The sequence below is a fragment of the Escherichia sp. HH41S genome (genome assembly GCF_009820115.1).
Lineage (GTDB): Bacteria > Pseudomonadota > Gammaproteobacteria > Enterobacterales > Enterobacteriaceae > Escherichia > Escherichia coli_F.
On record NZ_VNXE01000086.1, the window covers coordinates 52,833 to 78,588 of the forward strand.

The 25,756-nt window shown below is 52.1% G+C and carries 24 protein-coding genes, 1 pseudogene and 1 CRISPR repeat array; of the genes and pseudogenes, 1 reads left to right on the forward strand and 24 read right to left on the reverse strand.

The genetic code is table 11. The features are described 5' to 3' along the window. Nucleotides 1–81 precede the first annotated feature (81 nt). From rpoS to cysD, 12 genes are all read right to left on the reverse strand, one after another. Nucleotides 82–1,074 (reverse strand): RNA polymerase sigma factor RpoS, encoded by a 993-nt coding sequence (gene rpoS, locus FQZ95_RS16270; RefSeq protein ID WP_000081550.1) that lies wholly within the window; start codon nucleotides 1,072–1,074, stop codon nucleotides 82–84. Nucleotides 1,075–1,136: 62 nt separating this feature from the next. Beyond that, on the reverse strand, nucleotides 1,137–2,231 hold the full coding sequence (gene nlpD / locus FQZ95_RS16275) for a murein hydrolase activator NlpD (RefSeq protein WP_337190675.1): 1,095 nt from the start codon (nucleotides 2,229–2,231) through the stop codon (nucleotides 1,137–1,139). A 184-nt stretch (nucleotides 2,232–2,415) separates the two neighbouring features. Beyond that, on the reverse strand, nucleotides 2,416–3,042 hold the full coding sequence (gene pcm / locus FQZ95_RS16280) for a protein-L-isoaspartate O-methyltransferase (protein WP_000254708.1): 627 nt from the start codon (nucleotides 3,040–3,042) through the stop codon (nucleotides 2,416–2,418). Continuing rightward, nucleotides 3,036–3,797: a 5'/3'-nucleotidase SurE gene (gene surE / locus FQZ95_RS16285; protein ID WP_001295182.1), complete on the reverse strand. Its 762-nt coding sequence runs from the start codon at nucleotides 3,795–3,797 to the stop codon at nucleotides 3,036–3,038. Before surE ends, pcm begins: the two co-directional genes overlap by 7 nt. Continuing rightward, nucleotides 3,778–4,827, reverse strand: coding sequence for a tRNA pseudouridine(13) synthase TruD (truD, locus tag FQZ95_RS16290; RefSeq protein ID WP_032184999.1), 1,050 nt, complete (start codon nucleotides 4,825–4,827; stop codon nucleotides 3,778–3,780). Before truD ends, surE begins: the two co-directional genes overlap by 20 nt. After that, complete coding sequence (ispF, locus tag FQZ95_RS16295) at nucleotides 4,824–5,303, reverse strand: 2-C-methyl-D-erythritol 2,4-cyclodiphosphate synthase (protein ID WP_001219242.1); 480 nt, start codon at nucleotides 5,301–5,303, stop codon at nucleotides 4,824–4,826. The genes truD and ispF overlap by 4 nt, the downstream gene beginning before the upstream one ends. Then, complete coding sequence (gene ispD, locus FQZ95_RS16300) at nucleotides 5,303–6,013, reverse strand: 2-C-methyl-D-erythritol 4-phosphate cytidylyltransferase (protein WP_032185000.1); 711 nt, start codon at nucleotides 6,011–6,013, stop codon at nucleotides 5,303–5,305. The genes ispF and ispD overlap by 1 nt, the downstream gene beginning before the upstream one ends. A gap of 18 nt (nucleotides 6,014–6,031) precedes the next feature. Further along, nucleotides 6,032–6,343 (reverse strand): cell division protein FtsB, encoded by a 312-nt coding sequence (gene ftsB, locus FQZ95_RS16305; RefSeq protein ID WP_000517477.1) that lies wholly within the window; start codon nucleotides 6,341–6,343, stop codon nucleotides 6,032–6,034. 193 nt (nucleotides 6,344–6,536) lie between these two features. Next, nucleotides 6,537–6,860 carry a DUF3561 family protein gene (locus FQZ95_RS16310; RefSeq protein WP_001246111.1) on the reverse strand — a complete coding sequence of 108 codons (324 nt, stop codon included), beginning with the start codon at nucleotides 6,858–6,860 and terminating at the stop codon, nucleotides 6,537–6,539. A gap of 49 nt (nucleotides 6,861–6,909) precedes the next feature. Next, complete coding sequence (gene cysC, locus FQZ95_RS16315) at nucleotides 6,910–7,515, reverse strand: adenylyl-sulfate kinase (RefSeq protein ID WP_039021008.1); 606 nt, start codon at nucleotides 7,513–7,515, stop codon at nucleotides 6,910–6,912. Next, nucleotides 7,515–8,942 (reverse strand): sulfate adenylyltransferase subunit CysN, encoded by a 1,428-nt coding sequence (cysN, locus tag FQZ95_RS16320; protein ID WP_160530429.1) that lies wholly within the window; start codon nucleotides 8,940–8,942, stop codon nucleotides 7,515–7,517. Before cysN ends, cysC begins: the two co-directional genes overlap by 1 nt. A 1-nt stretch (nucleotide 8,943) precedes the next feature. Next, complete coding sequence (cysD, locus tag FQZ95_RS16325) at nucleotides 8,944–9,852, reverse strand: sulfate adenylyltransferase subunit CysD (protein ID WP_000372392.1); 909 nt, start codon at nucleotides 9,850–9,852, stop codon at nucleotides 8,944–8,946. A gap of 251 nt (nucleotides 9,853–10,103) precedes the next feature. Here cysD and iap point away from each other — a divergent pair, with 251 nt between their 5' ends. After that, nucleotides 10,104–11,141 (forward strand): alkaline phosphatase isozyme conversion aminopeptidase, encoded by a 1,038-nt coding sequence (gene iap / locus FQZ95_RS16330; RefSeq protein WP_000490406.1) that lies wholly within the window; start codon nucleotides 10,104–10,106, stop codon nucleotides 11,139–11,141. An 82-nt stretch (nucleotides 11,142–11,223) separates the two neighbouring features. Next, a CRISPR array of direct repeats spans nucleotides 11,224–12,107; the repeat unit is 29 nt; unit sequence CGGTTTATCCCCGCTGGCGCGGGGAACAC. A 96-nt stretch (nucleotides 12,108–12,203) separates the two neighbouring features. Here the strand turns inward: iap and cas2e are convergent. The 12 genes and pseudogenes from cas2e to cysJ all read right to left on the reverse strand — a co-directional run bounded on the left by cas2e (nucleotide 12,204) and on the right by cysJ (nucleotide 25,697). Further along, nucleotides 12,204–12,497: a type I-E CRISPR-associated endoribonuclease Cas2e gene (gene cas2e, locus FQZ95_RS16335; RefSeq protein ID WP_000063171.1), complete on the reverse strand. Its 294-nt coding sequence runs from the start codon at nucleotides 12,495–12,497 to the stop codon at nucleotides 12,204–12,206. Beyond that, nucleotides 12,494–13,417 (reverse strand): type I-E CRISPR-associated endonuclease Cas1e, encoded by a 924-nt coding sequence (gene cas1e, locus FQZ95_RS16340; RefSeq protein ID WP_160530430.1) that lies wholly within the window; start codon nucleotides 13,415–13,417, stop codon nucleotides 12,494–12,496. Before cas1e ends, cas2e begins: the two co-directional genes overlap by 4 nt. Then, the gene (gene cas6e, locus FQZ95_RS16345; RefSeq protein WP_160530431.1) at nucleotides 13,414–14,064 is read right to left on the reverse strand and encodes a type I-E CRISPR-associated protein Cas6/Cse3/CasE; all 651 of its coding nucleotides are present in this window, start codon (nucleotides 14,062–14,064) and stop codon (nucleotides 13,414–13,416) included. The genes cas1e and cas6e overlap by 4 nt, the downstream gene beginning before the upstream one ends. Next, a complete protein-coding gene (gene cas5e / locus FQZ95_RS16350) occupies nucleotides 14,046–14,792 on the reverse strand; it encodes a type I-E CRISPR-associated protein Cas5/CasD (RefSeq protein WP_160530432.1) in 747 nt (248 codons plus the stop codon). Before cas5e ends, cas6e begins: the two co-directional genes overlap by 19 nt. Before the next feature lie 10 nt (nucleotides 14,793–14,802). Further along, nucleotides 14,803–15,858: a type I-E CRISPR-associated protein Cas7/Cse4/CasC gene (gene cas7e, locus FQZ95_RS16355; protein ID WP_032303665.1), complete on the reverse strand. Its 1,056-nt coding sequence runs from the start codon at nucleotides 15,856–15,858 to the stop codon at nucleotides 14,803–14,805. Between the two features lie 14 nt (nucleotides 15,859–15,872). Continuing rightward, nucleotides 15,873–16,409 carry a type I-E CRISPR-associated protein Cse2/CasB gene (gene casB, locus FQZ95_RS16360; protein ID WP_000029337.1) on the reverse strand — a complete coding sequence of 179 codons (537 nt, stop codon included), beginning with the start codon at nucleotides 16,407–16,409 and terminating at the stop codon, nucleotides 15,873–15,875. Further along, nucleotides 16,406–17,968, reverse strand: a complete 1,563-nt coding sequence (gene casA, locus FQZ95_RS16365; protein ID WP_105288363.1) for a type I-E CRISPR-associated protein Cse1/CasA — start codon at nucleotides 17,966–17,968, stop codon at nucleotides 16,406–16,408. The genes casB and casA overlap by 4 nt, the downstream gene beginning before the upstream one ends. 97 nt (nucleotides 17,969–18,065) lie before the next feature. Beyond that, nucleotides 18,066–20,766: pseudogene (gene cas3 / locus FQZ95_RS16370) on the reverse strand (CRISPR-associated helicase Cas3'). Nucleotides 20,767–20,961: 195 nt separating this feature from the next. Next, nucleotides 20,962–21,114 carry a Hok/Gef family protein gene (locus tag FQZ95_RS16375; RefSeq protein WP_000956457.1) on the reverse strand — a complete coding sequence of 51 codons (153 nt, stop codon included), beginning with the start codon at nucleotides 21,112–21,114 and terminating at the stop codon, nucleotides 20,962–20,964. A gap of 263 nt (nucleotides 21,115–21,377) precedes the next feature. Then, on the reverse strand, nucleotides 21,378–22,112 hold the full coding sequence (gene cysH / locus FQZ95_RS16380; protein ID WP_115187058.1) for a phosphoadenosine phosphosulfate reductase: 735 nt from the start codon (nucleotides 22,110–22,112) through the stop codon (nucleotides 21,378–21,380). Between the two features lie 73 nt (nucleotides 22,113–22,185). Then, nucleotides 22,186–23,898 (reverse strand): assimilatory sulfite reductase (NADPH) hemoprotein subunit, encoded by a 1,713-nt coding sequence (cysI, locus tag FQZ95_RS16385; protein WP_160530434.1) that lies wholly within the window; start codon nucleotides 23,896–23,898, stop codon nucleotides 22,186–22,188. Further along, nucleotides 23,898–25,697, reverse strand: coding sequence for an NADPH-dependent assimilatory sulfite reductase flavoprotein subunit (cysJ, locus tag FQZ95_RS16390; protein ID WP_160530435.1), 1,800 nt, complete (start codon nucleotides 25,695–25,697; stop codon nucleotides 23,898–23,900). The genes cysI and cysJ overlap by 1 nt, the downstream gene beginning before the upstream one ends. Between the last annotated feature and the right edge of the window lie 59 nt (nucleotides 25,698–25,756).

A 25,756-nucleotide genomic window follows, 5' to 3' on the forward strand; every position in this document is an offset into this window, starting at 1 on the left:
AGGCGACGAAACACACCAACTCCCCATACAAAAGAAAAAAGCCAGCCTCATAAGAGACTGGCCTTTCTGACAGATGCTTACTTATTCGCGGAACAGCGCTTCGATATTCAGCCCCTGCGTTTGCAGGATTTCGCGTAAACGGCGCAGGCCTTCAACCTGAATCTGGCGAACACGTTCACGGGTGAGGCCAATTTCACGACCTACATCTTCCAGTGTTGCCGCTTCGTACCCCAGCAAACCGAATCGACGTGCCAGCACTTCACGCTGTTTGGCGTTCAGTTCGAACAGCCATTTGACGATGCTTTGTTTCATATCGTCATCTTGCGTGGTATCTTCCGGGCCGTTTTCTTTTTCATCGGCCAGGATGTCCAGCAACGCTTTTTCGGAATCTCCACCCAGCGGGGTGTCTACCGAGGTAATGCGCTCGTTAAGACGAAGCATACGGCTGACGTCATCAACTGGCTTATCCAGCTGCTCTGCGATCTCTTCCGCACTTGGTTCGTGGTCCAGTTTATGGGACAACTCGCGTGCGGTTCGCAGGTAAACGTTCAGCTCCTTTACGATGTGAATCGGCAAACGAATAGTACGGGTTTGGTTCATAATCGCCCGTTCGATCGTCTGGCGAATCCACCAGGTTGCGTATGTTGAGAAGCGGAAACCACGTTCCGGGTCAAACTTCTCTACCGCGCGGATCAGCCCCAGGTTGCCCTCTTCGATAAGATCCAGCAAAGCCAGACCACGATTGCCATAACGGCGGGCAATTTTTACCACCAGACGCAAGTTACTCTCGATCATCCGGCGGCGGGAGGCAACATCTCCTCGCAGTGCGCGACGCGCAAAATAAACTTCTTCTTCGGCCGTTAACAGTGGTGAATAACCAATCTCACCAAGGTAAAGCTGAGTCGCGTCCAACACACGCTGTGTGGCCCCTTGCGATAACAGTTCCTCTTCGGCCAAATCGTTATCACTGGGTTCCTCTTCTACTAAGGCCTTTTCGTCAAAAACCTCAACTCCGTTCTCATCAAATTCCGCATCTTCATTTAAATCATGAACTTTCAGCGTATTCTGACTCATAAGGTGGCTCCTACCCGTGATCCCTTGACGGAACATTCAAGCAAAAGCCTGGTTCCGCCGATTTATCGCTGCGGCAAATAGCGCAGCGGGTTTACGGATTTCCCCTTGTAACGAATTTCAAAATGCAAGCGTGTTGAACTGGTTCCGGTGCTACCCATAGTCGCTATTTTTTGCCCCGCCTTCACTTCTTGTTGTTCCCGGACCAGCATTGTGTCGTTATGGGCGTAGGCACTCAGGTAATCATCATTATGTTTGATGATAATCAGATTACCGTAGCCGCGCAGCGCGTTACCGGCATAAACAACGCGGCCATCTGCGGTCGCGATAATTGCCTGTCCTTTGCTGCCTGCGATATCAATCCCCTTGTTGCCCCCCTCAGAAGCACCAAAGGTTTCGATCACTTTGCCCTCAGTCGGCCAGCGCCAGGTGGAGATAGGCGCACTGGTTGATGTACTGCTGACAGTCGGCTCGGTTGTGCTTGCTGTTGGTACCGTGACAGGCGCTGTGACCGTGGTCCCAGTTGGCTTGTTGTTCGGCAACATTTTGTTAGCACTCTGTTCACCCGAAGACTCAGAATACGTAATTGTCGGTTGCGACGCAACAGCAACGGTGGAATTTTGTGCAGGCTTGATCACAACTCCTTGCTCTGCTGCATCGGCCTGGGTAATGGCATTTCCACCAGTGATTGGCGTACCGGAAGCATTACCCACCTGTAAGGTCTGACCTACATTCAGCGCGTATGGTGCCTGAATATTGTTGCGCTGAGCAAGGTCACGGAAATCATTGCCAGTAATCCAGGCGATATAGAAAAGCGTGTCGCCTTTTTTCACGGTGTATGTACTGCCGCTATAACTGCCTTTCGGAATGTTCCCATACTGACGGTTGTAGACGATTCGTCCGTTTTCCATCTGTACCGGCTGCTGAGCTACTGGCTGCACAGGCTGGATTTGCGGTTGTTGTGCAGATTGAATTTGTGGCTGCTGTACCGGCTGAATTTGCGGTTGCTGCGCTGTAGACGTCGTCCCCATTTTCGGCGGCGGCGTAATCAACATACCAGAATTGCTATTTGCAGGCGCATTGCCATTAACGGAGCTGACCGGTGCCGGTGGATTTGAAGTGTCAGAACAGCCTGCCAGCCATAGCGAAACCAGTGACAATGCCGCAATGCGGCGAACGGTGAATTTTGGGCTTCCCGCGCTCATTTATCCCCCAAGAAAAATTGGTTAATAACCAGTGACATAATTACCGTGCAAGGCACCATACTGAACACTGGAAAAGATGTTCACGATACGCTGACCTGCGGCAAAATAACCAGGAAAAATCCAGGTATTTCCTCACGTTTTAAGCCAGCTCACCCTTCACTAAAGGGACAAAGCGCACGGCCTCCACGGTATCGATAATAAATTCGCCTCCCCGACGACGCACCCGTTTCAAATACTGGTGCTCCTCCCCTACGGGTAAGACGAGAATCCCGCCTTCGTCCAGCTGCGTCATTAGCGCAGTTGGAATTTCCGGCGGTGCCGCCGTAACAATGATAGCGTCAAACGGCGCACGTGCCTGCCAACCTTGCCATCCATCGCCATGACGGGTTGAAACATTATGTAAATCAAGGTTTTTCAGGCGGCGACGCGCCTGCCACTGCAAGCCTTTAATACGTTCAACCGAGCAAACATGCTGAACAAGATGCGCCAGAATTGCCGTTTGATATCCCGAACCGGTGCCAATTTCCAGCACCCGCGACTGCGGCGTCAGCTCGAGTAATTCGGTCATTCGCGCCACCATATACGGCTGCGAAATTGTCTGCCCCTGACCTATCGGCAAGGCGATATTGTCCCAGGCTTTTTGTTCAAACGCTTCATCAACGAATTTTTCACGCGGCACGGCGGCAAGTGCATTCAGCACCTGCTCATCCTGAATACCTTGCGCACGTAATTGATCCAGAAGTGCTTGTACGCGTCTGCTTACCATTGCGTGCCAACTCCCACGCTGTTTAACCAGTCTGAAACCACATCTTGCGCGCTATGCGCAGTTAAATCCACATGCAGCGGCGTGATAGAGACATAGCCCTCATCTACCGCAGCAAAATCGGTCCCCGGACCGGCATCGCACTTACCACCCGGCGGGCCAATCCAGTACAGCGTATTGCCGCGCGGATCTTGCTGCGGGATCACCTGATCTGCCGGATGTCGGGTACCGCAGCGCGTCACGCGAATACCTTTGATTTGATCCAACGGTAAATCCGGTACGTTAATATTGAGAATACGCCCGGTGCGCAGCGGCTCTTTACACAGAGCTCGCAAAATGGAACAGGTTACCGCCGCGGCAGTGTCGTAATGTTTATGCCCGTCAAGCGAGACAGCAAGCGCCGGAAAGCCTAAATGACGGCCCTCCATCGCGGCGGCTACCGTACCGGAATAGATAACATCATCCCCCAGATTCGGCCCGGCGTTAATCCCCGACACAACAATGTCCGGGCGCGGACGCATCAGAGCATTCACGCCAAGATAGACGCAATCGGTCGGGGTTCCCATTTGCACAGCAATATCACCATTTTCAAAGGTAAACGTGCGCAAGGAGGATTCCAGTGTCAGAGAATTTGAAGCGCCGCTGCGGTTACGATCGGGGGCGACCACCTGAACGTCAGCAAACTCACGCAAGGCTTTCGCCAGCGTTTGTATACCGGGTGCATGTACCCCGTCATCATTACTCAGCAATATGCGCATAATCACCTGTTGTGTTGATAAGTTCCCTGACAACGCTGGTCGCAAAACTGCCTGCCGGAAGCCAGAAACGGATTTCTACGGTGACGTCATCCCACCAGTTCCAGCTTAATTGTTGCGGATACAGCAGTATCGCTCTGCGCGAGGCTTCAACTTTTTCTCGCACCAGTAAGGCTTGCAATTCAGTTTCTTCGGCGACAGCTGCTTGTTCGAATGCCAGCGCTTCACGCTGAGTTCCCCATTCGCCACTGCCCGGCAATGCAGCAGTAATCATCAGCTCTTTATCGTTGACGCGACGCTGTAATTCCGCCAGTTCTTCATTGGAGGCAACAAACCAGCTGCCACGTCCGGCTAATTGTAGCGCATCGCCGTCAACAACTTGATTAACGTCTGCTTTTTTGAGGCGCTCAGCAACAATCTGATTAAACAACGCACTGCGGGCTGCCGACAACCAAAAACTCCGTTTATTGCGATCGCGCACCGAAGTATTGGTTTGCGCCCAGCGCAGCGCGCCCTGCAAGTTGCTACCGCCAATCCCAAAACGTTGGGCACCGAAGTAGTTCGGTACACCTTTTACGCAAATATCGATCAGACGTTGTTCAACGTCATCGCGATTGCTCACTTCGCGCAGAACCAGGGTAAAGGCGTTACCTTTCAGCGCGCCTAAACGCAGCTTGCGCTTGTGCCGCGCATACTCCAGCACCTGGCAGCCTTCCAGTTGAAAAGCACTGAGATCGGGCATCTCTTTGCCTGGCACGCGAGCGCATAACCACTGTTCCGTAACAGCATGTTTGTCTTTTTGCCCAGCGAAGCTGACTTCACGGGCATGAATTTTCAGGAATTTCGCCAGTGCATCCGCCACAAAACGGGTATTACAGCCGTTTTTGAGGATTCTAACCAGAATATGCTCACCTTCACCATCAGGCTCAAAGCCCAAATCTTCCACCACCACAAAGTCTTCCGGATTGGCTTTCAGCAGCCCGGTACCTTGCGGTTTACCGTGGAGGTAAGTGAGATTATCAAACTCAATCATTTTGTTGCCTTAATGAGTAGCGCCACCGCTTCACAGGCAATCCCTTCCCCACGCCCGGTAAATCCTAATTTTTCCGTAGTAGTGGCTTTCACGTTAACATCATCCATATGGCAGCCGAGATCTTCGGCAATAAACACGCGCATTTGTGGAATGTGCGGCAACATCTTCGGTGCCTGAGCGATGATAGTGACATCGACGTTGCCAAGGGTATAACCCTTCGCCTGAATACGACGCCAGGCTTCGCGTAGCAGCTCGCGGCTATCGGCACCTTTAAATGCCGGATCGGTATCCGGGAACAGTTTGCCGATATCCCCCAGCGCCGCCGCGCCAAGCAATGCATCGGTCAACGCATGGAGCGCCACGTCGCCATCAGAATGCGCCAGCAATCCTTTTTCGTAAGGAATGCGTACGCCACCAATGATAATTGGGCCTTCACCGCCAAAGGCGTGTACGTCAAAACCGTGTCCAATTCGCATTATGTATTCTCCTGATGGATGGTTCGGGTGAGGTAAAACTCGGCCAGTGCCAAATCTTCCGGGCGCGTGACTTTAATGTTATCCGCGCGGCCTTCGACCAACTGCGGATGAAATCCGCAATATTCCAGCGCCGAGGCTTCGTCGGTAATGGTAGCGCCTTCATTTAGAGCGCGCGTCAGGCAGTCATGTAACAGCTCACGAGGGAAAAATTGCGGCGTCAGCGCGTGCCATAAGCCGTTGCGATCAACGGTATGAGCAATGGCATTTTTGCCCGGTTCGGCACGTTTCATCGTATCGCGCACTGGTGCGGCGAGGATCCCCCCCGTGCGGCTGGTTTCGCTCAACGCCAACAATCGCGCGAGGTCATCCTGATGCAGACAAGGACGAGCGGCGTCATGCACCAATACCCACTGCGCATCGCCAGCGACTTTCAGACCTGCCAGTACCGAATCGGCACGCTCATTACCGCCATCTACAACGGTGATTTGCGGATGATTCGCCAGAGGAAGTTGTGCAAAGCGGCTATCGCCAGGACTTATGGCAATGACGACACGAGTCACCCGGGGATGCGCCAGCAGCGCATGCACCGAGTGTTCAAGAATGGTTTGATTACCGATTGAGAGATATTGCTTAGGACATTCCGTTTGCATTCGACGGCCAAATCCGGCCGCCGGAACCACGGCGCAAACATCCAAATGAGTGGTTGCCATGTTAATTCCCGGGCTGATTTATCGAGTGTTTTGCCCCGCAGACTGTGCGCGTTTCGACGCGTCAGGCACCAGACGATAAAAAGTTTCGCCCGGCCTGGTCATGCTGAGTTCATTACGCGCACGCTCTTCGAGCGCCTCCTGGCCGCCATTGAGATCGTCAATTTCGGCAAAAAGTTGATCGTTTCGCGCTTTAAGTTTCGCGTTTGTAGCTTGCTGTGCCGCCACATCATCATTGACGCGGGTATAGTCATGTATACCGTTCTTACCGAACCACAGCGAATACTGTAGCCAGACCAGAATAGCCAGCAACAGCAGCGTTAGTTTACCCATCCTGCCCCCTGAAAAACGGCATCTTCATCCCATGCATCCGAAGACGACTCTACATCCTCTGTTGGGGATACCGCGACAACGCGGGCAAATGTACCACATTTGTCCATTGTTACGTATACCCAGGGCGTGCAGAACATAATCTCATTATTCGTTACGGTTTGAATTATGAACAGAGGAGACGGGAAAGTACAAATTAGCCCAGTAGCCACATAAACAGTGCGCCAAACATAATGCCGACTGTCACCAGGGTGAAAACAATACTGTAGCGTAGCTTTCCGTCCATCAATGAATGCAGTGCAATCCCCACCACCACCGCGACAGGCATCAGTGCCAGAAAGAAAGGCCAAGTGTAGATAAAGAAGAACAGCGTGTTAGAGCCATAAATCAACATCGGCATCGCCAGCGCAAATAACCAGGAGACAAAACCAACCACAGCACCTGGCAGTGACCATGTGGTTTCTTCATCCTCAGTAAGGCTGTCGTTATTTGTTAGTGTAATGTTATGGCTATTACGCATATTTGATCCTGTAACTTTGACGGACCGGGCATGGAAACCCGGTGGTGTCTCAGGATCTGATAATATCGTTCTGTCTCAACAGATCTAATAATTGCTGTACCAAATTTGTTACTAATTGTTCACCATTGAGATGAATTTCTGCCGATTCAGGTGCTTCGTAAACGGAATCTATTCCCGTAAAGTTACGCAGTTCACCGGCACGTGCTTTCTTATATAAGCCTTTTGGATCGCGGGCCTCGCAAATCGCCAGCGGCGTATCGACAAACACTTCGATAAAACGCCCTTCTCCTACGCGTTCGCGAACCATCTGGCGTTCGGCGCGGTGTGGCGAGATAAAAGCGGTCAGCACCACCAGTCCAGCTTCAACCATTAAATTCGCCACTTCACCGACGCGACGGATATTCTCTTTACGATCGGCATCGCTAAAACCGAGATCGCTGCATAAGCCGTGGCGGACGTTGTCGCCATCCAGCAAATACGTACTGACACCAAGGTTATGTAACGCCTCCTCCAGCGCCCCGGCGACCGTGGATTTACCGGACCCGGATAGGCCGGTAAACCACAACACAACACCACGATGACCGTGGTGTTGCTCGCGTTGTTGCACTGTGACCGGATGGCTATGCCAGACGACGTTTTCGTCATGCAGCGCCATTATTTATCTCCCCGTAAATCGCGAGCGCCCCAGTGCGGGAAATGACGACGGACCAGGGCATTCAATTCCAGTTCGAATGCACTGAATTCAGATGCCGCAGCAGTAGCCTGGCTAACTGGCTCGTGCACCATACCGGCACCCACGGTCACATTGCTCAGGCGATCGATAAAAATCAGACCACCAGTAACCGGGTTTTGCTGATAACGATCTAACACCAGCGGCTCGTCAAAAGTGAGATCCACCAAACCAATGCCGTTTAGCGGCAGATTTTCAACTTCGCGTTGAGTAAGGTTATTAATATCAACCTGATAGCGAATACCATCAACACGGGCACGCGTCTTCTTACCGGCAATTTTGATGTCGTAGCTTTGTCCAGGGGAAAGTGGCTGTTCCGCCATCCACACCACATCCACCGACGCGCTCTGCACTGCCGGTAGCGCTTCGTCTGCCGCCAGCAGCAGATCACCACGGCTGATGTCGATCTCATCCGTTAGCACCAGGGTGATCGCTTCTCCGGCAAAGGCTTCTTCGCGATCGCCATCAAAGGTCACGATCCGCGCGACGTTTGATTCCACACCAGAGGGCAGCACTTTGACACGTTGTCCGACTTCCACGCGACCGGATGCCAGCGTTCCGGCATAGCCACGAAAATCGAGATTCGGGCGGTTAACGTACTGCACCGGAAAGCGCATTGGCTGAGCATCCACCACTCGCTGGATTTCCACGGTTTCCAGCACTTCGAGCAGTGTCGGACCGCTGTACCACGGCATACTTTCACTTTGCGAAGCCACGTTGTCGCCTTCCAGTGCGGAGAGCGGCACAAAGCGGATATCCAGATTACCCGGCAGCTGCCCGGCAAAAGTCAGATAATCTTCACGAATACGGGTGAACGTCTCTTCGCTGTAATCCACCAGATCCATTTTGTTGATCGCCACGATCAGATGTTTGATCCCCAACAGTGTGGAGATAAAACTGTGACGACGGGTTTGATCGAGCACGCCTTTACGGGCATCGATCAGTAAGATCGCCAGATCGCATGTCGATGCGCCAGTCGCCATATTGCGGGTGTACTGCTCGTGTCCTGGGGTGTCGGCGATAATAAATTTACGCTTCTCGGTGGAGAAATAGCGGTAAGCCACATCAATGGTGATGCCCTGTTCACGCTCAGCTTGCAGGCCATCCACCAGCAGTGCCAGATCCAGTTTTTCGCCCTGGGTACCGTGACGTTTACTGTCGTTATGCAGCGATGAGAGCTGATCTTCGTAGATTTGGCGGGTATCGTGCAGCAGGCGACCAATCAGGGTACTTTTGCCGTCATCGACGCTACCACAGGTCAGAAAACGCAGCAGACTTTTATGTTGTTGCGCAATCATCCAGGCTTCAACGCCGCCTTCATTGGCAATTTGTTGTGCAAGTGCAGTGTTCATCTTAAAAATACCCCTGACGTTTTTTCAGCTCCATAGAACCTGCCTGGTCGCGGTCAATCACGCGCCCCTGACGTTCACTGGTGGTGGAAACCAGCATCTCTTCGATGATTTCCGGCAGTGTTTGCGCATTTGACTCCACCGCGCCGGTCAGCGGCCAGCAGCCCAGCGTACGGAAACGCACCATCCGTTTTTTAATCACTTCGCCCGGTTGCAGGTCGATACGGTTGTCATCAATCATCATCAACATACCGTCGCGTTCCAGAACCGGACGTTCAGCAGCGAGATACAGCGGGACAATGTCGATATTTTCCAGCCAGATGTATTGCCAGATATCCTGCTCGGTCCAGTTAGAGAGCGGGAAAACGCGGATGCTTTCGCCTTTGTTAATTTGCCCGTTGTAGTTGTGCCACAACTCCGGGCGCTGATTTTTCGGGTCCCAGCGATGGAAGCGGTCACGGAAAGAGTAGATTCGCTCCTTAGCGCGGGATTTCTCTTCGTCACGACGTGCGCCACCGAAGGCGGCATCAAAACCGTACTTGTTCAACGCCTGCTTCAAACCTTCGGTTTTCATAATATCGGTATGTTTTGCGCTGCCGTGTACGAATGGATTAATCCCCATCGCCACGCCTTCCGGGTTTTTATGCACCAGCAACTCGCAGCCATAGGCTTTAGCCGTACGATCGCGGAACTCATACATCTCGCGGAATTTCCAGCCAGTATCAACATGCAGCAGAGGGAAAGGCAGCGTACCCGGATAAAACGCCTTGCGCGCCAGATGCAGCATGACGCTGGAATCTTTACCGATAGAGTAGAGCATCACCGGATTTGAGAATTCTGCCGCCACCTCGCGAATAATGTGGATGCTTTCCGCCTCCAGTTGCCGCAGGTGAGTAAGTCGTTTTTGATCCATAACCGTTCCTTTGCAATACCGCTATTTTCTTGCCATCAGATGTTTCGACTATAGGGAGCGTAAGAGAACGAATGAAATTACCAATTAGAATGAGTAGTTCCTTAACGGAATAACGATTTGGCAAAGCTAATATCAAAAAGTGCTTAAGGCACCGGATTTCGGGCGTTTAGGAAGATTTGAAATTGTTTTAGCGCAGCGGCAGTTTCATACTATGGCGGTAAAAAAATTTGCATGGTATTTAAGGACTCACTATGTTTTCCGCATTGCGCCACCGTACCGCTGCCCTGGCGCTCGGCGTATGCTTTATTCTCCCCGTACACGCCTCGTCACCTAAACCTGGTGATTTTGCTAATACACAGGCACGACATATTGCTACTTTCTTTCCGGGACGCATGACCGGAACTCCTGCAGAAATGTTATCTGCCGATTATATTCGCCAACAGTTTCAACAGATGGGTTATCGCAGTGATATTCGGACATTTAATAGCCGATATATTTACACCGCCCGCGATAACCGCAAAAACTGGCACAACGTGACGGGAAGTACGGTGATTGCCGCTCATGAAGGCAAAGCGCCGCAGCAGATCATTATTATGGCGCATCTTGATACGTACGCTCCACTGAGCGATGCCGACGCCGATGCCAATCTCGGCGGGCTGACATTACAAGGAATGGATGATAACGCCGCAGGTTTAGGTGTCATGCTGGAACTGGCTGAACGTCTGAAAAATACGCCTACCGAGTATGGTATTCGTTTTGTGGCAACCAGTGGAGAAGAAGAAGGGAAATTAGGCGCTGAGAATTTACTCAAGCGCATGAGCGATACTGAAAAGAAAAATACGCTGCTGGTGATTAATCTCGATAACTTAATTGTTGGCGATAAATTGTATTTTAATAGTGGTGTAAATACACCAGAGGCTGTCAGGAAATTAACCCGTGATCGAGCGCTGGCAATTGCGCATAATCATGGGATTGCAGCGACAACAAATCCAGGTTTGAATAAAAACTATCCGAAAGGCACCGGGTGCTGTAACGATGCAGAAGTTTTCGACAAAGCCGGTATTGCGGTACTTTCGGTGGAGGCAACAAACTGGAATCTGGGAAATAAAGATGGTTATCAGCAACGCGCAAAAACACCGGCCTTCCCGGCGGGAAATAGCTGGCATGATGTAAGGCTTGATAATCAACAGCATATTGATAAGGCGCTTCCTGGAAGAATAGAACGTCGCTGCCGTGACGTTATGCGGATAATGCTACCGCTGGTGAAGGAACTGGCGAAGGCGTCATGAGGCGTTTGAAAATGGGAGCTGGGAGTTCCCCCGCTGACGCGGGGGAACTCCCGATGCTTGGTTTGTCATCAGGCGTACTGCACGGTTTATTCCCGCTGGCGCGGGGAACTCCCCAGACCTGAAGTCAACTTATCCATTGTCGACGGTTTATCCCCGCTGGCGCGGGGAACACTGCTTAAATTATAGGTTAACCTATAATGACCACGGTTTATCCCCGCTGGCGCGGGGAACACGCAGCACTGGAAAGTGAAAACGCATCACTGAAAGGTTTATCCCCGCTGGCGCGGGGAACACATGGACTGGCCGACGAACGCGGACAATTGACCCGGTTTATCCCCGCTGGCGCGGGGAACACGCCCAGCAATAACGGCGGCAAATTTTAACCGTGCGGTTTATCCCCGCTGGCGCGGGGAACACCGATAGAGAAAAAATACATCATTCACTATTTTCGGTTTATCCCCGCTGGCGCGGGGAACACAACTGGACGGCACGAAATCCATGTTCAACAGTCGGTTTATCCCCGCTGGCGCGGGGAACACGTCGCCGTATACCGCCGCTTTACCCGTCAACTCGGTTTATCCCCGCTGGCGCGGGGAACACACTGGCGACTTTTTCAACCGGGGCGGGTTTCGCGGTTTATCCCCGCTGGCGCGGGGAACACGGTGCGGAGACAATTGAAAATGCGGTATGTCTCGGTTTATCCCCGCTGGCGCGGGGAACACCCGTATAGCGAAAACCTGCGGGAGTTGGCCCGCGGTTTATCCCCGCTGGCGCGGGGAACACAACGCCACGTTGAGTAAATTGCTACCGGGTATCGGTTTATCCCCGCTGGCGCGGGGAACACGGCGTGAGGCGGGTCAGAATACTTAACATTTAAGGTTTATCCCCGCTGGCGCGGGGAACACAGCAGCAACAATATTTCCCGCAGTGCTGCCAGCGGTTTATCCCCGCTGGCGCGGGGAACACACTAAGCATACGTATCTGTTTTTAAACAATTTTATTCCACATCAACAATCTACCAACTAAATTCAAACATTTCCTTATTTTTAAAGAACGGGTAACTTATTGATTCTCAACAGGAAGAAACGAAACCAACCGTAACCCATCCAAATCCACCGGAATACGTCTGTTTTCACCCCAGGTCTGAAATTCAAAACCCGACTCGGTATTGGTCGCCCAGGCCATGACCACATTTCCGCAACCTGCCAGTTGGGAGATTTGCTGCCAGATCATCTCCCGAATACGTTTGGATGTATCACCAACATAAACACCAGCACGCACTTCCAGTAGCCAGATCGCGAGCCGTCCACGTAAGCGCGGCGGAACATTTTCTGTAACAACCACGACCATGCTCATCCGCTGCGCCCCCGGTGACCACTATCACCCAGCGTTTCAGGTTCCGGGATAGCTGGCGGTAACATATCCGGCGCAGGTTGTGGTGGTTCAATTTCACCGGCGTCAAGGACTTCCTCAATTAACGGAATTAATTTGCCCGTTAATTTACTACTACGGAAAATATCACGGCAGGCCAGTCTCACTTCTTTATCAGGTTCTGCCGGGTGTCTTGCCGCTATTTCAAATGCCTTTGGCACAACCGTATCAAATTTAATGATATCGGCTATGTCATAAACAAATGAAAGCGGTTTGCCACTATGGATAAATCCAATAGCGGGCGCATATCCCGCGGCTAATACCGCCGCTTCAGATATACCGTACAGACATGATGTGGCAGCACTGATGCAGCGATTCACAACATCGCCTTTTTCCCAGTCTTTAGGATCGTATTTGCGACCATTCCATTTCACACCATATTGCTTCGCCAGTAATGCATAGGTCTGGCGAACACGGGATCCCTCAATTCCCCGTAACTGCTCCACTGAACGGCGAGCTGGCGGAGGTTCACGAAAACGTAATTCATACATTTTGCGCACCACCTTCAAGCGTAAATCTTCCGTTAAAGCCAGCTTTGCCTGGTAGAGTAATTTATCAGCACGCGCTCCACCGGGTTGTCCGGAGGAGTAAACGCGAACGCCCGCTTCACCGACCCAGACCAGCAGTGTTCCCACCGTGGCGGCCAGATGCACCGCCGCGTGGGAAACTCTCGTTCCTGGTTCGAGCATAATGCAAGCGACCGATCCCACCGGAATATGCGTGCGGATCCCTGTTTTGTCGATCAGCACGAAAGCCCCGTCCAGTACGTCGATTTGACCGTACTGGAGGAAGATCATGGAGGTGCGATCTTTTAACGGGATCGGACTCAGTGGTACAAACGTCACGCCTCTGCTCCGGGTTTGATTAACATCAGACCACAGCCGAACGCCCGGCTTTTGCCATACCCCAGGCAGAGACGTTGCAGAAATAACCCTGGATCGGTGACTGTAAGCATCCCTGTATAATCCACGCTACTGAACTGGATCAGTTGCCGGGAGTTTTCCCGCCGCAGTTGCTGTTGTCGGTAGGCATCGACCGAGGTATCCAGCAGTGTAAAACCGCTTCTCTCCTCCTGCGCTGCCAGCCAGTCCAGCGCCGCCTGTTGTTGATGCAACCAGACATTTCTTCCTTCCGCCTGCCCCCTCACCTGCCGTTTCGCCTCCATCAGCAGATCGTGGCGCTTACCCGCTTTACAGACTGTTGGATTCGCTCGCAGGTTGAAAAAAAGGGATTGTCCGGTACGCAGTTCCGGCGCAAATGACCGGCATTCGATGGTGAACGTTTCACTTTCCGCCGGGCGTTCCTGCGACAGGACAAAAAAGCGAAACGCGCCCTGGAGTTCTTCCCGACGATAAAGAAATTGCCTTTCTTTGCCGCCAGGGAAAAGATCCCACAGCCACTGATGCATCACATATTCACCGCGATCCACCAGATGCAGTAACTGCGCAGGCGAAAGCTGGCCGGTATGTAAGGTTATTCTTGAGAGGTACATGGTTCCTCCTTGCTGAGCCACGGCCCCTGATTGACGGTGCGTTCCCCAAACAGCCACTGCTGACGATTTAAAGGAACATCCCGGCGGCGTAATATTTTGCTCGCGACCAGGCCATCGTGCTCCCCTTCCCACCAGCATTCATCCTGAAGTTTCGGGAGTGAGACTTTTAGTTCGTGGAAACGATCCTGATACTGTTGATATGCGGTACGTAAGGCATCAGACGCGTTGCCTTCGAGCAGTAACGGCGCAAGGGGTAACGCCAGCGGATGGCTTTTTCGCCCCAGATAAAGCGGAAAAACCGGATGGCGTAAACCTTCCTGCAACTGTTCGAGGCTGTAAGGCGCATCAGCTGTTGTTGCCACGGCCACCATCCACCAGGCATCGGTGTAGTAGTCGCGCCGGGAGATAATCGCGCTTAGAAGATCAGGGTCGCTCAACTCTTCGCGACGGCTGAAATAACGCGCTTTACGCACCTCTTTTGGCATCTGGACCGTGTGATAATCCCGTGCCCAGCGCTGGTTACGGCTGGCGCAAACCACCAGTGAATAGTGGCGATTAAACGCGTTTAAGCATTCGGTGTCATCACGCCGTATCCCTAACCCGGCAGCCAGCAGCCCCAGCAATGCTGAACGCGAAGGCAGTTCATGGGTATGACGCACCTCACCGGGTGCATCAACGCCCCAGGATGCCATTGGCCCATGAAGCTGAAAAATCAGATATTGGCTCATAAGCCGCCCCTTACGCGCAGATAAAGTCCAGCACGTCCTTCATGCTTCCCTGTTTGTTCATCACGTCAAAACTTGCGCATTCGGTCTTCTGTTCGTAAACCGTATTCATGTTTTCGCGAAGCGTTGTAATACGCTGCACTGCCACATCTAACTGACGTGTGCCATTAATGGGTTCATAGAAAGCCGCCGCCAGAGAACGCGGTTGTTCGGTGCCTTTTTCTGCCAGCGCCCAGGAGGCGTAGGCACGGCTGGCAAAGCTGTTTTGTTTACCGGTTGGGGAAACTTTAAACGCTGCTTCCGTAAAGGCGCGCAGGGTCTGATTAGCTAATGCTTCGTCACCGCCGAGGTTTTCGACCAGCAGATCTTTATCAATGCAGATATAGGTGTAGAACAGCGCAGAACCAAACCCAGTTTCACCAAGATGCCCTGCACCAGCATCTTCAGAGGCCTGGCGCAAATCATCAACGGCGGTGAAAAAATCATCTTCGACAATCGTTTCACTGACACCAAACGCGTGCGCGACCTGACAGGCGGCTTCAACATTAAACTCGGGTTTATTCGCCAGCATACGACCAAACATGGCGATATCTACCGCCATACGATCTTTACGTAACAAAGCGAGATCGTCCTCTTTTGGCGCGCGCTTTTCTTCTGCCAGTTGATGGGCCAGCGCTTTTACGGCGTCAAATTCTGCAGGGCTGATATGGACGAGCTGTTCAGTTTCAGCGTTAGTGAGCGGATCTTTTGTTTTTTTGTCTTTTTTGGCTTTACCAAGATAATCGGCAATATCTGCCGCCCATTCGATGGCTTTTTTTTCTTCGATTCCTTTCTCAATCATGATAGTTGCTGCCTCGCGCGCGATACGCCCACTACGAATACCAATATGGCCCGCCAGCGCCTGTTCAAAAAGTGCAGAAGTGCGCCACGCACGTTTCAGACTTTGCGAGGAAACGCGCAGACGCGTTGCTCCACCCAGCACCACGGTTTTCGGCGCACCGGTGTCATCACGGTTAAGGTTGGCTGCAGGGTAAGCGGTTAACAAATGGAGCTGAATAAATGTCGTCATGAGATAGTCCTTTATTAATTTTGTTCGTTATCGGCGTCGCCAGCCTGGTAATATTCCAGCGCCCAGCGGATACGGATAAATTCTGTTGGCCGCTGCTGACGGCGGTGATGGTTGAGCAGGTCGTCACTCTCCTGGCACCAGCGGAAAATATCGTCTGCCAAAGAGATAAGATTGACGGAACCGTTTAATAATTTGACCGCGCGACGTAACTGGCGCAGTAAATCATCCGGCGTTTTTACTGCCGACAGGCGCGAAAACCGCCCTTCTGACATTACTGCCGCCAGCTGCGCGGCAAAAGGCTGCCGTTCATCAATGGCTTTTACATTGGCGCTAACTGCAGCGACCAGTGCCAGTGCGGTAAAACGCCACTCTTGCGCTTCAACTTTCCACAACGTGTGGGTCTGCATCAGCAGAGAACGAAACCCTTCTGACAAACAAACATCATTAACCGTCGTACTACGCCGCAGACTGGCACGATTGCCGCGTTTTTCCTGCAATTCCTCGTGCCATTTGCGCAGCGTGGCTTTGTGCTCCTCTTTTACAATACTCATTCAGCAGCCTCCTGCTTTTTCTCCCTGGCGGCTTTAGCACTTTGCTTCTCCGCCGATGTTGTAAAATATTTCTTGCGCGCGGTCATGACGCGTTTCAAATCAACGGGCTCATAAGGATTAGTGAATACCCGCTCGTCAAAATCCTGACGCGCGAATAACCACATTTCCTTTTGCCATTTGCTGAGTAATTCATCCGGCTCCTGACCTTCTTCAATTTGACGCACTAACCTCAGGAAGCGATGCTGAGTTTTGTTCCAGAAGTCGATATCCACAAAACTGAAATCACCCCGTGCACCTTTTGGATCGGAGAACCATGCTTCTTTCAATGCACTCCGTAACAGACTTAGAATCCGTGAAGCCGTTTGCGCAGCCAGCCGCAGCTTTGGTATCTGGCCTTCTTTTTTATTGAGCAGTAGCGGGAAATGGTGTTCGTACCAACAGCGCGCTTTCATGTTGTCGAAATCATAGCCAAATCCCCACAGGCCCACTTTTGCCTGTTTCAGACTGCTGGCATTAAAGAGTTTCACCACCAGCGCGGGAAGTTCCGTATTGTTTTCTGACTTACCCGTTTCGATAAGTCCTAGCCAGTCGCGCCAGATTAAACCGCCCGGTTGTGGTTTAACCGAGTAAAGCTCGCCGCCCTCTTTAAGTGGTATACGGTAGGGCGTTAAGGGATGCTGCCACATGGCATAATTCGCACCGTAATTTTTGGTCGTCATCAGGCTCAGGAGCGCGTCGCTCTGCTCACCGCAAATATCGCAGTTGCCGACTGTCGTGGTATTAAAATCAACACGTATGCGCCGAGGCATTCCCCAGTACGCCTGGAGTTTGTTGACCTGATCATCAGTTACCACCGCACCGGCCAGTTCACTGGTACGCGTCGGGCCAAGCCAGGGGAAAACCAGATCGCCAAATTTTTTGGGTAGCGGTAAGTCAGATTCATCCTGCGGCATCACGTTGAGCCACAGTTTGCGCCACAAGGGTGTTTGTTGATTGCCCTGATATTCCTGTAATTCAATCAGCGTCGTCATTGGCCCACCGCCGCGCAAACCGGTGCGATAGCCTTTGCCGCCTGACGGCGCATTTAACTGTAGGGAAAACAGCGCTAACGCGGAACAATGAGGGCATATGTGTTCAGTCACGCCACGCTTAATAAAGTGGTCTTTATTGAACTTCGTTGTTTGAGCGCCGGGAATTTCAGGCAGTAACGAAGCGACAGGAACTTTATCTCCCGTAAGCGCCTCGAAATCCTGCATAAATGAAGGGGAATCTGGGCCAAACTGGAAAGCATGTTCTAAAGACAGCAATGCTTCCCTTAGCTTTTCAGCTTCCAGTCCGTCTTCCCATATATCATCCCAACGACCGTGATTTTTGGGCGCGAAGCTGGTTTGTAGTAGTCCCAGCAAAAACTGCCATGCCGCCCCCTGGAGATCTGCCCGCGGCGCAGCGATATCGACAACATTTTCATCCGCCAGATCGACTGGCGCCAGTTTGCCTGTCGTTCCGTCTTTATAACGAACGGGCAACCACGGGGTTGTCAGAAGTGAAAACGAGTTCATACGCATCCTCTCGTAAAAAAGACCATCCCAGGTCGGTTATCCATCCTTCCATCCTTTTTTGTGTATCAACTATTCAGAGAATCCTGTCGCAGGCATCTCAACCAACCTTGCCAATCAATCCCTCCGTAGCCGAATACCCGCAACTTTCGTCATCGGTAACTAAAATCACATTTGCCATCTCCGGATCTTGCCGCTGTTCAACGCACCACTGCCTGAACGCATCCCCTTCCAGTAAAGAAAACTCATCCCGATGTTTTTTCCACCAGCTTTGGCGCACTCTGACAACGCTCATTTCCCATGCGTGAGCGCCAGTGGCATAAGGCTTCACCACACCGTCAATACAGGTAGCCAACCACAAGGAAACAGACTCCTCAGCCAGACGTGTCGACAGTTTTTCCGGAAGGTAATCGTTGATATTGGCGGCATAGCCGGGCCTGAAGTTCAGCACAAACTTATTAGCCATTGAACGATCGCAGTAGTATTTGCCCACTTGCTCCTGCTCGCTGCGGGCAAACCCTTCCGGCATTACCACGTCCTCACCGTAGACTGATTCAATCAGAAGCCGGGCTGAGTGTGGCATCTGAATCGCGCCTTGTTCACGCAGCACACGCTGCGTCAACCAGATTCGCCCATGATCGGGATAGACAAATGCACTGTTACGCATGGCACAGCCAAACCATTCTTCACCCGGAGAGTCGTTCCAGACGGGGGCCAGAATCAGCAATACAGGAGGGTGACGCTCGTCTTTACCGTCACGCTTTAACTGACCATTAATATCGCGGATATGTCGCTGTAATCGCCCTGCTCGCTGGATCAGTAAATCAACAGGGGCAAGGTCGGAAATCATTTCGTCCAGGTCGCAGTCGACGCTCTGCTCCAGGACCTGAGTACAAATGAGGACTTTTCCGGCACGCTGTGAACAGTCTTCTTTACCAAAGCGTGCCAGCGTCTCCGTTTCAATTCGCTGGCGATCGCTAAAAGCAAAGCGGCTATGAAAAAGTGAAAGGCTGGAAGCAGGAATGACGCCGCGGGCAAGTAACTGACGATGAACCTGGATGGCGTCATCGACAGAATTCCGAATCCAGGCGATGCATTTCCCCTGGCTTACCGCCGATTCGATACGCGCAATACACTCTTGTTCGCTATGAAGCCAACCCACACTCACGCTGCGCTCAACGTCTTTGCGCGTCGCAACCCGGTGCGAATGCACATCGGATTTCGTGACATGCGTCAGCCAGGGATAATCATCTTTTTCCAGCAACGGAGCTTCTTGCTGGCCCTCTGCACCACGCGCAAAGGCGGCGACGAGTTTGTCACGCTGCTGTTGAGACAACGTAGCAGAAAGCAAAATAACGCTGTTTCCGCCACGCGCCTGCCGCTCGATCAGCCCTTCAAGAATGCACGACATATAAGCGTCACAGGCGTGGATCTCATCGGCTAGCAGGATTTTGTTACTCAGCCCCAGAAGCCGCAGATTATTATGTTTGAACGGCATCACCGCCATCATCGCCTGATCCAGCGTGCCGACGCCAATTTCAGCCAGCAACGCCTTCTTGTTACTGTCAGCAAACCAGGCCGCACATCCCTGACTGAACGCTTGTTCATCCGGTTCTTCTGACCCCACAAAATCACCAGACCACAGCGATGCGTTAAAGCGATCCATTAGCGAACGAGCGCTGTGTGCCAGCACCAGGCTGGGGCGGGATTCCGGCGAATAGAAAGCAAGCCAGGTTTTGACCAGCCTATCGTACATGGCATTGGCCGTTGCCATTGTCGGCAAACCAAAAAACAGCCCCTGAGCGTTACCCGCAGACATCAACCTGTGCGCCAGGATAAGCGCCGCTTCTGTTTTACCTGCGCCAGTCACATCTTCCAGAATAAACAACTGTGGTCCTGGCTGGCTGATATCCAGATCCAGCACCTTTTGCTGTAACGGTGTTGGGTTCTCAATAAAAGGAAACAGCGTGTTAATTCCAGTGAAAGGTGCGGTTTCTGCTTTTGGAGGAAAGACGGTTAATGCGTTTTGAGCCTGAACTAAAGCCTTCTGCCAGTACTCTTTAATATCCATTACCTGTGCAACGCGTGGAAAAAACCGCGTTGACGATCCCGTCCAGTCTGCGAGTACGACGGTTGCAGATATATACCAGGAAAGATGTTTTATAAGTTCAACGCCCTCGTCATCATCCCAGAATGTAGGGATCTCGATGAGCGGAAACAGTACCTTGATTTCAAGGAGAAAATCTCGTGCGGCAGCTTTGTCTTCAGGCAGAAAGTTGTCCAGTTCATCGATACGGTCAGGAGGCCGACCATGATGCCCGGTCGTCACGGGCATCCACATATCTATTACCCGTTTAAGTTTGCGCAAAGAGAGTGAAGATGAAGGAAGCAACTCTTCACATTCAATTAAATAATGATGCCACAACCAGTAACCCAGCGTTGAATGAGAGATCTTTTCGTAATTCTTTCTTGCGCCTTCCGGAACCTTGAGTTGTGGGTGCAGGTAAAGTTGCTGAAATGAGCGGGCAAATTTTCCAGTATCGTGCCAGCACAACAACCAGGCGAAAAATTGTGCTGCCTGATCCGTGTCAGCGAAACCTAATTGACGAAAATAGTCAGCCAGCCCGAAACAGTTGTTTTTGACCATTAAATAGCCTATCGCGGCTACATCCAGCGAATGCCAGCAAAGAAGGTGATAATCGTCGCCACCCTCTTTCTCACCACGTCGGGTTTTTCCCCAGAAATCAAAGAAAGTCACAATGTTTTTATCCTTCAGTAAAACTTAAAGGATATTTACGCATATATTAAAAATTATCTGTGATATATATCGTTCAATAAAATATTTACATTATGAATAATTCAATGATTTTCATCTGTGATATATATAAATAATAAACACAGGCATAATATTCACAAAAACAATATAAATGAAAAAAAGGGTGCAGGAGACCAAACCATCACAATTCAATACGCGGGGTTTTACCCCCGCGTGGTGGCTACTTCTTCGGTTCGTAAGCGAGAACTGCCTTAAACTCCATACCACGTTCTCTGATACTCAACTCACACAACGAGTCGCCTACCATCAGCGTGAATCCCAGTACTGTACAACACAGTACGATGATTGCCACAAGGGCATATTTTGTCAGCATGTCTTGCCTCCCTGCAAAGAAGAGACTAACATTCGAATTGTTTGGGTTCGAACGTAAGCCTCAGGTTGATAGATATATCGCCTGGGGCTTTTGTCCATCTGGAACCTCGCGAATGCTTAACGCCAGACAGCCTCAAGCACCCGACGCCATTCTATAACTGTTGATTTCCCCTGCTATATTCACGTTTAAATGCCGGAATGCTGCTCGCAAAATAAAAACGCCCCATCATTTCTGACAGAGGCGTTTATTTTATCCGGCAATATTTACCCTTCGTGCAGCCCACATTCCCTTTTTAAGCCAAAGAAACGCGTTTCTTCTTCCGCCATACCAGGTTCCCATTTACGGGTTGTATGGGTATCACCAACCGATAAATATCCTTCGTCCCATAATGGGTGATATTTCAGGCCATGTTTTTGCAGATACTGATAAATAGTTCGGTTATCCCAGTCGATAATCGGCAGCACTTTAAATACGCCACGCTGAATTGCCAACACCGGTAAATTAGCGCGGCTGCCGGATTGTTCACGGCGCAGGCCAGCAAACCAGGTTTGTGCGTTCAGTTCTTTCAGCGCCCGGTTCATCGGTTCGACTTTGTTGATATCGTTGTACTTTTCAATGCCTTCAACGCCCTGTTCCCACAGTTTGCCGTAGCGTGCTTCCTGCCAGGCGGCGCTTTCGGTAGCGCGGTACACTTTCAGGTTGAGCTTGAGTTTGTCCGTTAACTCATCGATAAAACGGTAGGTTTCCGGGAACAAATAACCCGTATCGGTGAGGATCACCGGAATATCCGGGCGAATCTGATTCACCAGATGCAGGCTAACCGCCGCCTGGATACCGAAGCTGGAAGAAAGCACATATTCACCGGGCAGATTATCCAGCGCCCAGGCAACGCGGCCTTCAGCATCCAGTTTTTCAAGCTCGGCGTTAGTTTCCACCAGCGCCAGAATGCGATCTACCTTCGGCAGTTCGTTCAGGGCATTTAGATCGAGTTTGGACATAGATTCCTCACTGTTTGCCTTGCCTGATGCGACGCTTACGCGTCTTATCAGGCCTACAAGACTGGACTGATGGTTAATCCCACAAATCACGCGCCGGATCGAGCACCGGGCGAATGATGCCCGCACGCACCGTAAAGTCGCCGAAGCCTTCACCCGCTTCGCGCTCTTTCGCCCAGCGCCCAATCAGTTCATCTATCACCGCAAGAATTTCAGTGTCGGTGATGTTCTCTTTGTACATACGCGGGATACGTGTTCCAATGCGGTTGCCACCAAGATGCAGGTTGTAGCGACCCGGCGCTTTACCCACCAGGCCCACTTCCGCCAGCATCGCGCGACCACAACCGTTCGGGCAGCCTGTTACACGCATCACGATGTGCTCATCGCTGACACCATGTTTCGCCATTAAATTATCGATGTTATCGATAAACGACGGCAGGAAACGCTCCGCTTCCGCCATCGCCAACGGGCAAGTCGGGAATGACACGCAGGCCATTGAATTTTCGCGCTGCGGCGTGACGGCATTCATCAATCCGCTCTCTTTGGCGATCTTCTCAATCTTCGCTTTCTCGCTTTCCGGTACACCGGCGATGATCAGATTCTGGTTCGCCGTAATGCGGAAATCACCTTTGTGGATCTTTGCGATCTCCAGCAGGCCGGTTTTCAGCGGACGTCCCGGATAATCAAGAATTCGGCCATTTTCGATAAACAGCGTCAGGTGCCATTTGTCGTCGATCCCTTTTACCCAGCCGATACGATCGCCGCGCCCGGTAAATTCATACGGACGGATCGGTTCGAACTTGATCCCCGCGCGACGTTCCACTTCTGCTTTAAACGTCTCGACCCCCACGCGCTCCAGCGTGTATTTGGTTTTGGCGTTTTTACGGTCAGTACGATTACCCCAGTCACGCTGAGTGGTAACGACCGCTTCCGCCACCGCCAGCGTATGCTCCAGTGGCAGATAGCCAAACTCGCTCGCCGTGCGGGCGTAGGTTTTCTTGTTGCCGTGTTCGATAGAAAGCCCACCACCCACCAGCAGGTTGAAGCCCACCAGCTTGCCGTTTTCCGCGATCGCCACAAAGTTCATGTCGTTGGCGTGCAGATCGATATCGTTCTGCGGTGGGATCACTACCGTGGTTTTGAATTTACGCGGCAGGTAGGTCTGACCGAGGATCGGTTCTTCATCGGTGGTGGCGACTTTCTCCTGATCGAGCCAGATCTCCGCGTAGGCGCGGGTACGCGGCAGCAGATGTTCAGAGATTTTCTTCGCCCACTCATACGCTTCCGCGTGCAACTGAGATTCAAATGGGTTCGAGGTGCAGAGTACATTACGGTTCATGTCGTTGGCGGTCGCCAGCGCATCAAGACCGACCGAATGCAGCATCTGGTGCACCGGTTTGACGTTCTTTTTCAGAATGCCGTGGAACTGGAACGTCTGGCGGTTGGTCAGGCGAATGCTGCCATAAATGGTGTTTTCACCGGCGAACTTATCAATTGCCTGCCACTGTTTAGTGGTGATCACGCCCCCCGGAAGACGGCAGCGCAGCAGCATCGCATGACGCGGTTCCAGCTTCTGTTCAGCACGTTCGGCGCGGATATCGCGGTCATCCTGTTGATACATACCGTGGAAACGGATCAGCAGGAAGTTGTCGCCCTTAAAGCCGCCGGTCAGACCGTCGTTTAAATCTTCCGCAATGGTCCCGCGCAGGTAGTTGCTCTCAAGCTTCATGCGCTCGGCGTCTGTCAGTTTTCCTTCGACCACTAAAGGCCCTGGATGTTTTTCGTTCATTAGTAGACATCTCGCTGATAACGGCGCTCTACGCGCAGCTCACTTAAAAATTCATCCGCCGCTTCGGTGTCCATGCCACCAAATTCGGCAATCACTTCCAGAAGTGCCTGTTCAACGTCTTTCGCCATGCGATTAGCGTCGCCGCAGACATAAATGTGGGCACCGTCATTGATCCAGCGCCACAGCTCTGCGCCCTGTTCGCGCAGTTTGTCTTGTACGTAAACTTTTTCTTTTTGATCGCGCGACCAGGCAAGATCGATACGTGTCAGCACGCCCTCTTTGACGTAGCGCTGCCACTCCACCTGGTAGAGGAAATCTTCCGTAAAGTGTGGGTTGCCAAAGAACAGCCAGTTTTTACCCGGCGCTTCGTCAGCAGCACGTTGCTGCATAAAGGCGCGGAACGGCGCAATACCGGTGCCCGGACCAATCATAATAACCGGGGTTTCCGGGTTGGCTGGCAGGCGGAAGTTGTCGTTATGTTCGATAAAGACGCGAACTTCGCCCTCTTCTTCCACACGATCCGCGAGGAAGCTGGAGGCACCACCGGCACGGGCGCGGCCTTCAATGTCATAACGAACGACACCAACGGTGACGTGTACTTCGTTCTCGACTTCCGCCTGCGAGGAGGCGATGGAATACAGGCGCGGGGTCAGCGGGCGCAGCAAGTTAATCAGGGCTTCAGCGTCAAGCTGCGCCGGAGAGAAACGCACCATGTCGACAATCGGCGTCGTCGCGGCGTAATGCTGCAACTTCGCTTTATCGCCCACCAGCGGCAGCAGCGTTTCACTGCTCGTTAAGGTGGCGTAGTTCTCAACGATGTTGGCGGTGTTGACGGTCAGTTCGAAGTGCCACTGTAGGGCCTCGTTCAGAGGCAACGTTTTGCCCTCGACGGTGACAGGTTCATCGCCTTTCAGCCACAGCAATTCGACAAGTTCTTTCACCAGCGCCGGATCGTTCTGATACCAGACGCCCAGCGCATCGCCAGGCTGGTAACGCAGGCCAGAGTCGCCCAGGTCAATTTCGATATGGCGAACGTCTTTTTCAGAGTTACGCCCAGTAATTTTCTGGTTAACAGAGAGGCTCGCCACCAGCGGCGCGTCTTTGCTGTACGGGCTGGTGTGGATTTCATTTACCGCGCCAGTAGCGACGGATTGCGAAGGTGCCGCGACAGGCGAACGCGATTTAAGAGCATCTACTACGCGGGCGCGCCACTCGCTGGCAGCGGCCTGGTATTCAACGTCGGCATCGACACGGTCGAGCAGGCGTTCACCGCCCAGTTCCGCCAGCTTGCTATCGAAATCTTTCCCGGACTGGCAGAAAAATTCATAAGAGCTATCGCCGAGACTAAACACGGCAAACGCGGTGTTTTCCAGCTTCGGCGCTTTTTTGGAGAACAGGAACTTATGCAGCGCGACGGCCTCCTCCGGCGGTTCCCCTTCACCTTGCGTTGACGTCACCACGATGAGCAGTTTTTCGCTGGCGATTTGTTTGAATTTATAGTCGCCCGCGTTCACCAGCTTAACGTTCAGTTTTGCCGCTAATAAATCATCGCGTAATGTTTCAGCAACCCGGCGCGCATTGCCGGTTTGCGAAGCGGAGATAATAGTTATACCCGGCATTTCTGCGGCGGGCGCTGGCGTCGCTGTAAGCGCAGCAGGCTGCTGGTTGAGCACGCCCCAGAAATAGCCAGAAACCCAGGCAAGCTGGGTGGGAGTTAAATCGGTCGTGGCCGCCTGAAGGCGTGCCAGTTGCTCCGGGTTCAACGGAAGCAACGCGGAAGGTGGGACCTGTGTCGTCATGCGTCGTTATGTTCCAGTAAGCAAAGCTGTTTCTGCGCCCTGTCAGCGCCCATAAAACA